The organism is Stenotrophomonas sp., from assembly GCF_032061965.1.
Taxonomy (GTDB): domain Bacteria; phylum Pseudomonadota; class Gammaproteobacteria; order Xanthomonadales; family Xanthomonadaceae; genus Stenotrophomonas.
Genome location: NZ_DAMBEF010000016.1, coordinates 69,548 through 83,704 on the forward strand (window position 1 = coordinate 69,548; position 14,157 = coordinate 83,704).

Genomic DNA, 14,157 nt, shown 5'->3' on the forward strand with positions numbered 1-14,157 from the left:
ATCCAGTCGAACCAGTCGAACCAGTCGAACCAGTCGATCCCGTCGATCCCGTCGATCCCGTCGATCCGGTCGATCCGGTCGATCCGGTAGATCCAGTCGATCCAGTCGATCCAGTCGATCCGGTAGATCCAGTCGATCCGGTCGATCCGGTAGATCCGGTCGATCCAGTCGATCCAGTCGATCCAGTCGATCCGGTAGATCCACTGCCACCCGTAGATCCGGGTGTTGTGACTCCCCCTGTGCCGGTCCTGCGACCAGAGCCGGGTGTCTATCTGGGCAACCAGATTGCGGCGCTGCGAATGTTCAGCAGCACCTTGCATGATCGGATCGGTGAGCCGAGCCTCAGCGCTGACGATACCGAAGCAGGCGGCCAGACGGCGTGGGTGCGTACGCAGACCAGTACCTTGAATGCGGACACTGTCGGCCGTCAGATCGATGTGCGATTGCAGACCGATGTTGTTCAGTTGGGCGCAGAGAAACGGTTCTCCATGGGCCAAGGGCTTCTGCACGCTGGTGTGATGGGCGGCTATGGTCGTACCACCACCGAGGCCATGTCACTGGTTTCTCGTCACCGCGCCACCGGTACGGTGAAGGGCATTACAGCGGGAACTTACGGGACCTGGTTCCAGCATGCTGATGGCGAGCCGGGTGCCTACATTGACGTGGTCGCGCAGTACGCTCGTTTCGACAATACGGTCAAGGGCAGCCACCTCGGACGGGAGCGCTATGATGCGCGCTCCTGGTCGTTGTCGCTGGAAACGGGGCGAGCGTTCCAAGTGCTTGCCGGGAAGCGCCATGGTGTCTACGTCGAGCCGCAGTTGCAGGTGGTCCACACGGGTTTCAGCAGTAGCGATGTGCGCGAGTCCAACGGTACGCTGGTACGCGCAGGCAGGTTGCGCGACACCACCACGCGGTTGGGGGCGCGCCTGTATGGCCGCGAGTTGGGCAACGAGCACAACCGTGTACAGCCATTCGTTGCAGTCAACTGGTGGTCGGGTGGGGCAACTGCCAGCATTTCGATGGACCAGGAGCGCCTCAATCATGACCTGCCGAAAAGCCTGTATGAAGCCAAGGCGGGTGTGCAGTTGCAACTTGGCAAGGGATGGAGCGGATGGGGTCAGCTCGGCTACCAGCGCAGTGGTGAAAAGCATCGTGAGATTGGTGGGCAGCTGGGGCTGAAGCTGGGCTGGTGAGGTGAGGCTGGCAGTTGCGGGGGATACGGTCCACCGCAACTGCCGGGCCGATATGCGTTCGGTTGATACGGGCACCGTAAGTCCCAACGGGGCGAGCGCGTCCCTCGCGTAAATGCAGCATCCGGAAATCCATATGACGGTCGGCCGTGCAACGTCTGAGCGCTTGCCTGCGGGTCGTGAGCCGGGTAACCGAAGTCACCTTGTTCACTAACGCGGCGGTGGCCTGATCAATCTGCTGTTGCGCGGCTCAGGGTGCTCCCACTGATTGCGTGGTTGCTCAAATGAACAGACACATCACAGGCCGCGATGGGACAATCGCGGCCTGTTCTGTTTTTACAGGCCGTGGCGATGCTGCGCTGGTTCGAATCCCTGATTCCCGTTTTCCCGCCGGTCGACACTCGCACACCGCCGCGCGGTGTGGTGCGTTTCTACCTGCACTACCTCACGCCGGTGTGGCCGGTGCTGCTGGCCACGCTGATCGCCGGCCTGCTGTTGGCGTTGGTGGAAGTGGCGATGTTCGACTTCCTCGGCCGCATCGTCGACATGTTGGCTGACGGTGGCGGTGCGGGCTTTTTCCAGCGGCACGCCGGCGAGTTGCTGTGGATGGCCGGGATCACGCTGCTGGCCAGGCCGGTGCTGGTGGCCCTGCACAACCTGCTGGTCAATCAGTCCATCGTGCCCGGGCTGAGCAATCGTTCGCGCTGGCTGATGCACAACCATGTCGTGCGACAGAGCCTGAACTTCTTCCAGAACGACTTTGCCGGCAGTGTCGCCAACCGTGTGATGCAGACCGGTACTTCGCTGCGTGAGTCGGCCGTGCAGATGGTGGATTCGCTGTGGTACATCGTGGTCTATACCGGCACCGCGCTGTACCTGTTCGCACAGGCCGACTGGCGCTTGATGCTGCCCTTGGCGGTGTGGCTGGTCGCCTATGTCGGTATTGGCGTGTACTTCGTGCCGCGCATGAAGCACCGCGCCTGGATTGCTTCCGATGCACGTTCGCGGGCGATGGGTCGCATCGTTGATGGCTATACCAATATCGCCACCCTCAAGTTGTTCGCACATAGCGGGCACGAGCAGCGCTATGTGGCCGAGGCGATCCAGGAACTGGCGGAAAAGCACCGCGCGCAGACCCGCATCACCACCGGTCTGGAGCTGGTGATCGCCATCCTCAACGGCTTCCTGATCGTGGGCACCTGCGGTTTGGCGCTTTGGCTGTGGCAGGGCTCGCTGATCAGCGTGGGCGCCATAACCTTGGCCACCGGGCTGGTGATCCGCATCCACAATATGTCCGGCTGGATCATGTGGACGATCAATGGAATTTTTGAAGACATCGGTACCGTGCAGGACGGCATGGAAACCATTGCCCAGCCGCTGACGGTACAGGACGCGGCCGATGCCAAACCGTTGGTGGTGACTGCGGGCGCGGTGGACTTCCAGAACGTGCACTTTCACTACGGCAAGCGTGGTGGGGTGATGGCGGGCCTGAACCTGGCGGTGAAGCCGGGCGAGAAGATCGGCCTGGTGGGGCCATCGGGTGCCGGCAAATCCACCTTGGTCAACGTGCTGTTGCGTCTGTACGACCTGGAAAGCGGTCGCATCCTGATCGACGGTCAGGACATCGCCCATGTCACCCAGGACAGCTTGCGCGCACAGATTGGCGTGGTTACCCAGGATACCTCACTGTTGCACCGTTCGATCCGTGACAACCTGTTGTACGGGCGGCCCGATGCGAGCGAGGAGCAATTGCGTGCTGCCGTGGTGAAGGCGCGTGCCGAGGGTTTCATTGAGTCGTTGGTGGACGGGCAGGGCCGGCAGGGCTATGACGCCCATGTTGGCGAGCGTGGGGTGAAGCTGTCCGGTGGCCAGCGCCAGCGCATCGCCATCGCCCGCGTGCTGTTGAAGGATGCGCCCATCCTGATCCTGGACGAAGCGACATCGGCGCTGGATTCGGAAGTGGAGGCAGCCATCCAGGACAGCCTGGATGAATTGATGGGTGACAAGACGGTGATCGCCATTGCACATCGGCTGTCGACCATCGCGCGCATGGACCGGCTGGTTGTGATGGACCAGGGGCGCATCGTTGAGACCGGAACGCATGCCGGGCTGGTTGCAGCCGGCGGCCTGTATGCGCGTTTGTGGGCGCGGCAGACCGGGGGCTTTGTTGCTGCCGAGAGCTGAGGCCCACGTCCTGTAGTGCCGAGCCATGCTCGGCAAGGGCATTACCAGGAAAGCCCCTGCCGAGCATGGCGCGGCCCTACAGGGGAGATTGCCGGGAAAGCCCCTGCCGAGCATGGCTCGGCACTACAGGGGGAGATTGCCGGGAAAGCCCCAGCCGAGCATGGCGCGGCGCTATAGGGGATGGGGGGCTCAGCCCGCGCTGCTGATGCGCACCAGCAGCAGGCCGGCCAGTACCGTTGCGATCGCGGCAACGACCAGCACCGCCAGCATCCATCCGCGCCGGCGATGACGTTGGCTGGCGCTGACCGCTGCATCGAACATGGCAATACGTCGTTGTTCGCTCACCGCGATGAGCGCCTTGGCTTTGGCTGCGCCTTCAGCGGCATCCAGCCGTCCGGCCTTTATGTCGTCGGCGATCACTTCGAGTTGCTGCATCACTTCGAACTGCAGTTTCTGCAGGTCCAGTGTGGGGTCGGGAGAGGTGGACACGCCGGCTTCCTTGGATGCGGGTTCAATCGGTGGGGGACTGTAGCGCCTGCCGCATCACCCGCGAAAGGATGCGCGGGTCGTTGTCTGCCAGATGCTGGCCCAGGCGCACCAGGCCGATGCCGAAACCCATCATCCCCAGGCCCGGCAGCAATGCGGGTATATGCATCAGGCTGATCGCGCCCAGCTGCACGGCGGTCACCACGCTCCACAGCAGGCAGAAGCCTATCCAGAACGCCATGAAGAGCACGACCAGGGCGGGCGGGGCGAAACGCCCGCGCAGCACGCTGCCCTGCGCGCTGCCCTGCAGCTGGCCGCGAAAATGCGGTTTGAAGGAATTACGCAGCAATGTGCGGTGGTACAGGTGTACGCGGCCGCCACGCACACTGCCAACCACGGTGCCGCTGGCGGTCAAATTGCCGCGCGCAGTGGCCGCGCGCAACGCTTGTGCCGCCTGCTCGGGCGGCAACGGGCTGGAGAGCTGCAGGGGCGTGCGGGGGAAGAGCCAGTTCCAGAAACGCATGTGCGTGATCGCCATCGGGCAGCCAACGATAGCGGTTGAACCTGCATCTGCCTATTGCAGGCTGCCGCCGCGTACCCGCATCGCCTTTTTCACCAGCGCGGTGATCTTCTTCTCGACCTCGGGGGTGAGCTCGGCAAGTGCATAGGCGGTGGCCCACATCGGGCCATCATCCAGCATCGCCGTGTCGTTGAAGCCCAATGTCGAATAGCGCGCGCCGAACTTGCTTGCGCCCTGGAAGAACAGCACTACCTTGCCGTCGCGGGCGTAGGCGGGCATGCCGTACCAGGTCTTGGGCAACAGCGATGGGGCGACGGTGCTGACAATGGCGTGCAGGCGTCGGGCCATCTGCTGTTCGGCGGCCGGCATTTCGGCGACCTTGGCCAGCAGCTCGGCCTCGCCCTCGGCCTTCTGTTTGCCGGTCTTGGCTTCGGCTTTCAGTTCGCGCGCACGTTCCTTCATTGCCGCCTGTTCGGCGGCGGTGAAACCGTTGGACTTGCTGGCCATGGCATTTCCAATGCAAGGGAATGCCGCGGTTTTACCTGATGTGCGGGCTGGATGTGTAAAGCCGGGCACGCCGCGCCGCGTTGCTTCAGGGGCTGTTGCCCAGCTCGCGTTCAATGCGTCGGTCCGGGATCAGCCACAGCAGGGCGACCAGCGCATACATGGCCTGTCCCAGATGCACCTGCACAAAGCTCAGGCCGATCCCGGCGATATACAGCAGCGGCGACAGCTTGCCCTTCCAGTCGCCGCCCAATGCATGCTGCAGTGGCGAGTTGGGGCCGTCGGCGGCAACGATGCGCTGCTGCAGCATCCAATAGGCAATCGCAGCCGCCAGCAGGATGCAGCCGTACAGCGCGGAGGGCAGCGGCTGGTTGCTGTAGTCATCCATCCAGTGGGTGGCAAAGGGCAAGAGCGACAACCAGAACAACAGGTGCAGGTTGGCCCACAGCACGCTGCCATTGACCTTGCGGCAGGCCTGCAACAAGTGATGGTGGTTGTTCCAGTAGATGCCGACGTAGACGAAGCTCAGGATGTAGCTGAGCAGGGTGGTCAACAGCGGCCGCAGGGCTTCCAGCGTAGCCCCCTCCGGCGGCTTCATCTCCAGCACCATGATGGTGATGATGATGGCCATTACGCCGTCGCTGAACGCTTCAAGCCGCCCCTTGCCCATAAACCGCTCCGGTAAAGTTCGTTCCCCTGATTGCGCGGGAACCTAGCATGGCGCGGCGTTGCGGTGTGTGTTCGTGGACGCTGGCCGTCACTGCGGCCTGGGCAAGCGCGGCGCCACCGGCAATCCGGTGGCCGAAGATGTTGCCGTTTGCACTCGGACGATCCCGGGTGCGCTGCGCTTACCCGGGCTACCTTGGGCGGCAAGCGCCTGCGCTGTCGCCTGTTGCTAGTGACCGAAGGCCACAAAAAGCCCGGGACATGCCCGGGCTTTTTGGTCACGCAATTGCCGCTGCTTACTCGATCGGCTGTTCCAGCATGAGCTGGCGGGCGAAGCGCACCGGCGGCGCGCCGTAGGACAGGATCTGGTCGTGGTAAGCCTTCAGGTTGAAGTTGGCGCCCTGCTTGTCCTGCACCGCCTTGCGGGTGTCGAAGTGCTCCTGCGCACCGACGAAGTAGGTCGGCAGCTGGGCCGAGGTGAGCTGTGCGCGCACCCACTTGCCCGAGGCTTCGCTTTCCTGCTGGAAGGCGTCGTGGGTCATCAGGTGCATGGCCTGGTCGCGGCTCCAGTTGTCCACGTGCACACCCTGGTCGAGGATCGCATTGGCAATGGTGCGCAGGTAGAACTTGAGCTGCACCAGGTGGAACAGCGGGTCGTTATCCAGGTAGCCCTGTTCCTGCATCATGCGTTCGGTGTAGACCGCCCAGCCTTCGGCGAACAGGCCCGAACGCATCACCGCACGCAGCGTGGAGGGGAACTTGCCCGAGTGCCAGCCTTCCAGGTAATGGCCCGGGGTGCCTTCGTGGATGGACAGCAGGTGGATCATGCGGCTGTTGTATTCGCGCAGGAAGGAATCCACCTGCTTGTCGTTCCAGTCATCCGGAATCGGCGAGACCGCGTAGAAGGTCTTCAGGTTCTTGTCCAACGGGCCCGGCGAATCGCAATAGGCCACGGCCACGCCACGCTGGAATTCCGGCATCAGGATGATGTCGACCGGTGCGTCGGGCAGGGTCATCAGGTCATGCTTGCGCACGAATTCGGTGGACTGGTCCAGCGCCGCCTTGGCATCGTCAACCACCTTGTCGCGGGCTGGCTTGTCGGCATAGGCCAGTTCCAGCGCGGCTTCGATGGCCTTCTGCTGCTGGTCGTCGGTCGGGTTGGCCGGCATGTCCGGCGCGCCCACCTTGTCCTTCAGCACTACCTGGGCGATGCCGTACATGTCCTTGCGCACGCGGCTCAGTTCGGCGCGGGCGCGATCACCGATCTCGGCACGCGACAGCGAGGAGTTGAGCGAGAACTTCAGCTTCTGGTCGTACTTTTCCGCGCCAATGCGGAACTCGCCCTTGGCGTTGGGCACCAGGGTCTTGTCCAGCCAGGTCTGCTGCTCTTCCACCGCCTTGGTCAGGTTGGCGATGGCGGTCTTAAGACGCTCCTGGTCGGCACTTTCGAGCTGGCCGATGTTGGGCATGATGAAGGTTTCAACCAGGCTGAGGATGCCGCGGTTCTGCTTGGCCACGGTCTCGGCATGGATCTTCGGCACGCGTGCCGGGTCCAGGTTGGCGCGGGCGGCGGCGAAGATCTGCGGGATCTGCTCGATACGCGCGGTGGCCGACTTCAGGCGCTCGGGCAGGGGGGCGAATTCGCGTGCCATCAGGCCGTAGATGGCACTGCCGGCCAGGCCGTTGTAGACCTGCGGGTCCCACTTCCAGGACTGCATGGTCTCGTTGGACCAGATGTCCGACTGCAACTGGTTGCGCAGGATGGCGGCGTCCACCTGGTTCTCGCGGCCGAGCTTGCTGACGTCGAGCTTGTCCAGTTCAGCGAGCAGGGCCTTGCTGGCCTCCAGGCTCTTCTGCTGGCCGGCGGCGCTGACGTCGTCGAGCTGGCTGTCGTAGCGGTGGTCGCCGATCTGGGTGGCGCTGACCGGGGACAGCTGCATCCAGGTATCCAGCGCCTTCTTCGACAGCTCGGCGAACTGGGCGTCGGCCTGGCCCTGACCGGCCTGCTCGGTGGTGGCGGACGGGGCGGTGGGGGCGTCGCCGTTCTGGCAGCCTGCCAGGCTGGCGAGCAGCGCGGCGGCGAGCAGGTGCTTGCGCATCGGTATTCCTGTTGCTTAGGGAAAACCCCGAGCATAGGGGGAGTCGGGCCGGGCCGCACATGCCGTTGGTTGGTTGCAGCGGTGCCAAGCGCCCGTAGCCCGGGTAAGCGCAGCGCAGCCGGGGCCATGGCAACGGTTGGGCGCCGGGGTTACAGGCCCCTGCACAAATTTTTAGCCTTCGTATTCAGTCATGTCGCTATGCTGCCGCCACCCCATCATCCGGAAACACGGACGCATGAAGCAATTGCACGGAAGTACCTTGGCTTTGGCACTGGGTGCGCTGCTGGCGCTGGCAGGCTGCGCCAAGCATGAGATGACTGCGGAGACGGCCGCCGTTGCCGCTGATGCGGTGCAGTCGCCGGAGGGCGCCTTCCTCGCCTACGAGCACACTGTGCAACTGCAACTGCCGGGCAAGGACATCGCGCCGAGAGTGAAGGCCGTGGCGGATGCCTGCCAGAGCGCGAAGTTCGGTGATTGTGCCGTGCTCAATGTCTCCCAGCAGGGTGGCGATACGCCAAGCGGCCTGATCAAGGTGCGGATCGCGCCCAAGGGCGTGGAGCCGCTGATCGCGCTGGCGAGCGACAAGGGCGAGGTGACCACGCGCAATACCGACGCCGAGGATCTGGCCCAGCAGGTGGCCGACACCCAGTTGATGCAGGACCGGCTGAAGGCCGAGCATGGGCGCCTGATCGAATACCAGCAACGGCGCGACCTGGCGGTGGCTGATTTGCTGACGATTTCCGAGCGGCTGTCCGAGATCGAGGCTGGATTGCAGCAGGCCAATCGCGATGCCGCCCAGCAGCACCGGCGCATCGATACGCAGCTGGTCACCATCAACATCGAGTCCACCAACAGCCAGCGCAACCGCAGCGAGATCGGTCAGGCCTTCGGTGATTTCGGTGAGATCTTCACCACCAGCCTTGCCTACCTGATCCGGATTGCGGCCGGCTTGCTGCCGGTGATCCTGATCGGTGGTGTCGTGTTGTGGCTTGTGCGCCTGTGGTGGCGTCGCCGCCGCAACAAGAAGTAAGCCCGGGAAGGCAGGCGCGGCGTCGGCCGCGCCTGCGGCTTGTTTCAGCCTTGCAGGTGCAGTTCGGGGATGTGCTTTTCGTGCAGCGCAAACAGTTCCTGGAACTCTTCTTCATTCAATTCGTCAGGCAGGTATACCGCCACCTGGCTGCTGTTGCCGTCGGCATCCACGCGCTCGCGCGGGCCCGCGCGCAGGGACAGCTCGCGGTCTTTCCAGGTCACTACCCATGGGGTTTCGTCCCATTGGGTTACTTCTGCGTTGTTGGCATCCCACAGCACCACGATCGTATACATGCCTCAGCCCTCCAGGTTGCGGTGTTCGCTGGTAATGATGGCGCCTTCGCGCATCACCAAGGTGACAGGCGTGCGCGTGGCCACATCGAGCAGGCGCTCCCATTGCGCGCCGGACAGCGCGCCGGTGGCCGACAACACGCGGTGTACCAGCAGCTTGCCCGCCTCGTCGCGACTGGAGCTCAACTCGGCATGGAACTGCCCAAGCTCCCAGCCCTTCTTTTCGGCATACATGCGCAGGGTGATCGCCGTGCAGGCGGCCAGCGCTGACAGATACAGGTCGAACGGCGCCATCCCTGCATCCTGTCCACCCAGCCTTGGCGGTTCATCGGCCACCAAGCTGTGGACGCCGCTGCTGATGTTGTGAGCGTAGTTGCTGCCTGTGGATGCGATGGTGACGTGGCCCATGTGGATCTCCTGTGGAACGTGCCATCAAGCTACCGCCAGATGGTGAGGCTGGGTAGCCATCGTTGGCTGGCCGGATCGTCCCATCTCGTGAACAATCGGCTGGGTTCAGCGGGCAGCAACTGTCCCCATTGCGGCGGTGTCATTCGACAATGCGTCTTCCAGCATGCAGGTAACAGCTGTGCGCAGCATCTTTGGCGCGATGAAATGACGATGTACCGGATCCACCAGGCCCATGTACAGGTGACCAAAAAGATTGCGGCAGTAGACACGAGTGGCTAGCTGGAAGGTGATCGTGTCGCCCTCGCGCTGTACGCCTACACAGGAACGGAACTGCAGGTGGCGGTCATCCGCACCGAGAATAACCTGCGCCTGGTTGGCGGTAACCGCCGAGGCAAGTACCGGGAAGCGCTGGGCGAAACGTTGCGCTGGCGCCTCGCTCAGCAGCGATGAAACCGGACAGCCCAATGATGAAGTACGCAGCCCCAAGGGCCGCGCAATCACATTGCGCAGGCGCATCAGGCCGCTGACGCTGCCGGCGGGCTGTTGAATGAATGCCGCCAACAGCTCAGTTAGCAGCTGCTCTGTGCCGGCATTGCCCAGCCAGCGGCGATCGAGCTGCAGGCTGACGCAATCCTGATGGTGGTAGTGCGGTAGCTGTTCGCTCAGCAACGAGGTTTGCGACAGCGACGCTTGGCTAAGTACCGGCAACGCCGGCAGGCGACGAGCGCTGCTGCCCAGTTGTGTGCAGTACGGTGCCAGTTGTTGCCGAACGCGCCCCATCAGCCGACGGGTATGGGTACACAGCGCGGCCATGGGTGTCTGCCAGTGCCGGGTATTGAAGCGCAATACGGTGGTCTGCGCGGCGGCATCAACCTGGGTTGCCTGCTGCAGGGCATCCGGCATCAGCTCGGTCAGGCTGGCGAGGTTGGCCTCGCCGCGCATGACTTCGGCGTGCAGTGCATCGTCCAGGGCGCCCGCGGTTTCATCGGGATGGCAGGAGATGGCGAACAGTGCCGGGTGCCGGGCATCGTCCTGCAGCGGCTGGAACTGGTGCCAGGTGTTGGCAGCCATGCGCACCGTGAACAGGCAGTCGGCAGGAATCTCCACGTGGTGCAATGCAACGTTGCTGCTGTGGCTGGAGCTGTCGGCAATAAATCGCAGCCGGCAACCGCCGCTGCCGCTGATGGCAGTGAACAGGCGCGGTGCGGCGTGACGGTGGAATGGATGGCCCTGTCGACCCACGGCAAAGGTGTAGAGCGCCGCTGGATCACCGGCGGCCAGATCTGGCGGTGACAGGCGAACCGAGGGCTCGTCGAGCGCATCATTGAACTGCGGGTGGCTGGCCTGCAGCGTGGTGGAGCGTATTGCGATGGCATCGCCGCTGCCGATGTCCAATTGGCTCAACAGGGTGACTTCAACCGCACGCCTGCCATCGGCGCTGCGGATCGAAACATGTGGAAAGCTGCTTTCACGGTGAGTGCTGTTGCGTTCCATGCGATGCCTCGTTGTGTCAGGTGGAGGTTTTTGTCTTGGCCATGCGACGTGATTCGCGTTGCAGCGGGCCGGCCGTGGGGCAGACCTCGAAGGCGAACCGGCTCAGGGTGTTGACCATGTTGTCGGGGGTCAGACGGTAATAGACGAACTGGCCGCGGCGTTCACTGGTGACCAGGCCTGCGGCAGCGAGTACGGAAAGATGGCGGGAGATCGCCGGTGCGCTCATTTCAAAACGCTGGCCGATTTCACCGGCGGTGAGCTCCTGCGCCGACAGGTAGGCCAGGATCTCCCGGCGCGGGCGTGAGGCGAGGGCTTCAAAGATCTGGTCAGCGGGCATCTTTATTTAATTAATTAGCAAATTCGTTAATTAATTAATTACATGATTTCCCGGTCGCGTCAAGCAGGTTCGCGTGTAGTGCCGAGCCACGCTCGGTAGGGGCGTTACCGACCAAACCAACCGACCTATAGTGCCGAGCCATGCTCGGCAAAGGTTTTACCGGGCAAGCGCCTGCCGAGCATGGCTCGGCACTACAGGTGCAGCTGTCGGCTTATTTGTTGATACGCACCGGCAGCGGGATGTTGCACAGGTCGATGTGGCCGGCCGCGCGCTTGTAGAAACCGTCCACGCGATTGCGGCGGGCTTCTACCGCATCTGCGAAGGTTTTGGAGTCCGTGCGCAGGACCTGCAGGTTTACCCGTTGGCTTTCAGGCAACTCGCTGGCCAGGGTGATCGCCTTGATCGGCGTGCGCTGCGCGGCGTCCTCATAGAAACCCATCGGATCAGGACCGCGCTTGATCGTGCTGAGCAGTTCCATGCCCTTGAGCACGCGACCGACCAGGGTGATGTTGCGGTCCAACTGGCGCGGCGACTGGCCGGTGACCACATAGAGTTCGGCGCCCAGGCTGCTGTCTTCCTCATTGTTGCGGCCCGCGCCGACGGCGCCGTAGCAATGGGCAAGCCACGCGTTTTGACCATCGCTGCCAACGGCGAAGTCACCTACGAAGCCGGTCTTGCTGGCCCAGCCGTCGCGGTCGGGCAGGGCAGTGAAATCCAGCCCCGCAGCAGGGCGCTGGAATTCCGCCGGCAGATGGGTCTTGGCGCTGCCCATCGACTTGGCCTTGGCGGCATCGTCGGCATCGGCGTCGCCGAACTGGACCACGAAGTTGTCCTGCGAGCGGTAGATGCTCAGGCCATCCCAGAAATGCTCCTTGGCCAGGGTGCGGATGTTGCCGGCATGTTCGGGCGCGAACTGCGGCGCCAGTTCGATGATGACGCGGCCGCCTTCCAGGTCCATGTAGACGGTGTTCTCCGCTGCCGGGCTGTGCCAGTCGCTGGCCGGCGCGGCATCGATGATCTCCTGTGCGCTGCGGTACTTGGCGGGGGCGTCTGCCGCCAGCAGGGGCAGGGGAGCCAGCGACAGGGCCAAGGCGAGCAGGCAGGGACGTAGCGTCATCGGGGCGCATTCCAGTTGGGTGTGGCCCGATTCTGCGCGATTGCGCGGCGTGCCCGCCAGCGCCGTGACGGCGGTAGGGGTGACTACCGGCATATTCACTATAGCGAACTAAACACTAGTATTTGCTTCAGGCTAGTTGGCAGGAGCGAAGGCCATGACCGAATTGGATGCGCATCTGCGCAAGTTCCAGAAGGAATTGAGCACAGGCACGGTATCGCTGGCGTTGCTGGCGGTGTTGGCCAAGGCCCCGGAGCCGCTGTACGGCTATCTGATTGCAAAAGAGCTGGAGCGGGTCGGCGATGGGGTGCTGAGCGGCAAGCAGAGCGCCCTGTACCCGGTGCTGCGCAATCTGGAGGGCGCCGGCTTGCTGGAAAGTCATGTCGAGCCATCGGTGGCAGGACCGCCGCGGCGCTACTACCGCATCAACGACGACGGTCGCGCCGCGCTGCGGCAATGGATCGCTGCCTGGAATGCCACCCGCGACTCGGTCGAGTCGGTACTGGAAGGAATCAAGTGATGAACACCGAATACAACGCGCGACCGCTGCCTACGACCATCCCCGAGTATCTGGAACAGCTGCGTGCTGCCTTGAGCGGTGCGGATCCGGCAATGATCCAGGACGCGCTGTACGACGCGGAGGAATACCTGCGCTCTGAGCTGGCCGAGCAGCCGGGCAAGAGCGAGGCCGAGGTGATTGCCGGGGTCGCCGGCAGCTATGGCGCACCGGAAGAGGTGGCCGAGATCTATCGCGAAACCGAGGTCACCGTGAACCGTGCGCTGCGTGCACCGCGACCGGCGACCCGATGGGTGGCGGCCACACCGGTGGTCGCGGCAGCAGCCACAGCCGCATCGGTTGAGTCTGCTACGGCGGTACCGCCGGTGCGTGAGCCGGCGCAGCGCTCGCTGCTGGCGCGCTTTTTCGGGGTGGCGCTTGATCCGCATACCTACGGTGCCTTGTTCTACATGTTGCTGTCGCTGGCAACCGGCGTGTTCTTCTTCACCTGGGTGGTGACAGGGCTGACGCTGTCGGTATCGCTGCTGATCCTGATCATCGGCATCCCGATCCTGCTGCTGTTCCTGGGCTCGGTGCGGGTGTTGTCGCTGGTGGAAGGACGCCTCATCGAGACCATGCTGGGTGTGCGCATGCCGCGCCGGCCCACCTACACCGATCGCAGCCAGGGCTGGTTGCAGCGCATCGGCGCGATGTTCTCGGACAGCCGCACCTGGCTGACGATGCTGTATTTCGTGTTGATGCTGCCCTTGGGCACGCTGTACTTCACGCTGGCAACGACGTTGTTGTCGTTGGCCTTGAGCTTGATGTTCGCGCCGATGGCGGCGTTGGTGTTCGGTCACCCGTTTGGTATCTGGGTCGATGGCGTCAACGTCGGCGATGCGTTCTGGTTGTGGCCGGTATCGATCACCGTAGGTGTGCTGCTGCTGTTCGGCACGCTGCATCTGGCACGCGGTATCGGCAAGCTGCACGGAGCGATTGCCAAGCAGTTGCTGGTGCGGTTGTAAGTACTGCGGGTTGTGCATGAAGACGAGGGCGCCGATGGCGCCCTCGTTCTTTGTTGTGCGTGGTGTGGGGCATTGTCGGCAAGGCCCCTGCCGAGCATGGCTCGGCACTGCAGGTTCCGATTTTGCTCAAAACCCCTCTCCCGTTTACGGGCGAGGGGTTGGGGGGAGGGCCGTTTTTGGGGCGTTACCAGGAAAGCCCCTGCCGAGCATGGCTCGGCACTACAGGCTCCGCTTTTGCTCACAGCCCCTCTCCCGTTTGCGGGCGAGGGGTTGGGGGGAGGGCCGTTTTTGGGGCGTTACCAGGAAAGCCCCTG

General features: G+C 63.5%; 15 protein-coding genes. 5 read left to right on the forward strand and 10 right to left on the reverse strand.

Annotated features, from left to right (window positions below):
• The first annotated feature begins 239 nt into the window (after positions 1-239).
• Both RT460_RS10510 and RT460_RS10515 read left to right on the forward strand, forming a co-directional pair.
• On the forward strand, positions 240-1,193 hold the full coding sequence (locus RT460_RS10510) for an autotransporter outer membrane beta-barrel domain-containing protein (protein WP_313318927.1): 954 nt from the start codon (positions 240-242) through the stop codon (positions 1,191-1,193).
• A gap of 348 nt (positions 1,194-1,541) precedes the next feature.
• A complete protein-coding gene (locus tag RT460_RS10515) occupies positions 1,542-3,374 on the forward strand; it encodes an ABC transporter ATP-binding protein (protein ID WP_313318902.1) in 1,833 nt (610 codons plus the stop codon).
• 189 nt (positions 3,375-3,563) lie between these two features.
• On the opposite strand, the gene RT460_RS10520 is transcribed toward RT460_RS10515, so the two are convergent.
• The 5 genes from RT460_RS10520 to RT460_RS10540 form a co-directional block, all read right to left on the reverse strand.
• A complete protein-coding gene (locus tag RT460_RS10520; protein WP_313318904.1) occupies positions 3,564-3,863 on the reverse strand; it encodes a hypothetical protein in 300 nt (99 codons plus the stop codon).
• A 22-nt stretch (positions 3,864-3,885) separates the two neighbouring features.
• Entirely contained in the window at positions 3,886-4,398 is a 513-nt protein-coding gene (locus RT460_RS10525) for a hypothetical protein (protein ID WP_313318906.1), read from the reverse strand.
• A 36-nt stretch (positions 4,399-4,434) separates the two neighbouring features.
• Positions 4,435-4,887, reverse strand: coding sequence for a hypothetical protein (locus RT460_RS10530; protein WP_313318908.1), 453 nt, complete (start codon positions 4,885-4,887; stop codon positions 4,435-4,437).
• 85 nt (positions 4,888-4,972) lie between these two features.
• Positions 4,973-5,554 carry a TMEM175 family protein gene (locus RT460_RS10535; protein WP_313318909.1) on the reverse strand — a complete coding sequence of 194 codons (582 nt, stop codon included), beginning with the start codon at positions 5,552-5,554 and terminating at the stop codon, positions 4,973-4,975.
• Positions 5,555-5,846: 292 nt separating this feature from the next.
• Positions 5,847-7,649, reverse strand: a complete 1,803-nt coding sequence (locus RT460_RS10540; RefSeq protein WP_313318911.1) for a DUF885 domain-containing protein — start codon at positions 7,647-7,649, stop codon at positions 5,847-5,849.
• Positions 7,650-7,884: 235 nt separating this feature from the next.
• Between RT460_RS10540 and RT460_RS10545 the strand changes: the two genes are divergently transcribed.
• The gene (locus RT460_RS10545) at positions 7,885-8,679 is read left to right on the forward strand and encodes a DUF4349 domain-containing protein (protein WP_313318912.1); all 795 of its coding nucleotides are present in this window, start codon (positions 7,885-7,887) and stop codon (positions 8,677-8,679) included.
• A 44-nt stretch (positions 8,680-8,723) separates the two neighbouring features.
• Here RT460_RS10545 and RT460_RS10550 read toward each other — a convergent pair whose 3' ends face one another.
• From RT460_RS10550 to RT460_RS10570, 5 genes are all read right to left on the reverse strand, one after another.
• The gene (locus RT460_RS10550) at positions 8,724-8,972 is read right to left on the reverse strand and encodes a hypothetical protein (protein ID WP_313318913.1); all 249 of its coding nucleotides are present in this window, start codon (positions 8,970-8,972) and stop codon (positions 8,724-8,726) included.
• Between the two features lie 3 nt (positions 8,973-8,975).
• On the reverse strand, positions 8,976-9,377 hold the full coding sequence (locus tag RT460_RS10555) for an OsmC family protein (RefSeq protein ID WP_313318914.1): 402 nt from the start codon (positions 9,375-9,377) through the stop codon (positions 8,976-8,978).
• Positions 9,378-9,482: 105 nt separating this feature from the next.
• A complete protein-coding gene (locus tag RT460_RS10560) occupies positions 9,483-10,871 on the reverse strand; it encodes a DUF2867 domain-containing protein (protein ID WP_313318915.1) in 1,389 nt (462 codons plus the stop codon).
• 16 nt (positions 10,872-10,887) lie between these two features.
• Entirely contained in the window at positions 10,888-11,208 is a 321-nt protein-coding gene (locus RT460_RS10565; protein WP_313318916.1) for a metalloregulator ArsR/SmtB family transcription factor, read from the reverse strand.
• A gap of 211 nt (positions 11,209-11,419) precedes the next feature.
• Entirely contained in the window at positions 11,420-12,418 is a 999-nt protein-coding gene (locus RT460_RS10570) for a peptidylprolyl isomerase (protein ID WP_313318928.1), read from the reverse strand.
• Positions 12,419-12,479: 61 nt separating this feature from the next.
• Between RT460_RS10570 and RT460_RS10575 the strand changes: the two genes are divergently transcribed.
• Positions 12,480-12,842, forward strand: a complete 363-nt coding sequence (locus RT460_RS10575) for a PadR family transcriptional regulator (protein WP_057628513.1) — start codon at positions 12,480-12,482, stop codon at positions 12,840-12,842.
• On the forward strand, positions 12,842-13,843 hold the full coding sequence (locus RT460_RS10580) for a sensor domain-containing protein (protein ID WP_313318918.1): 1,002 nt from the start codon (positions 12,842-12,844) through the stop codon (positions 13,841-13,843). Before RT460_RS10575 ends, RT460_RS10580 begins: the two co-directional genes overlap by 1 nt.
• Positions 13,844-14,157 lie beyond the last annotated feature (314 nt).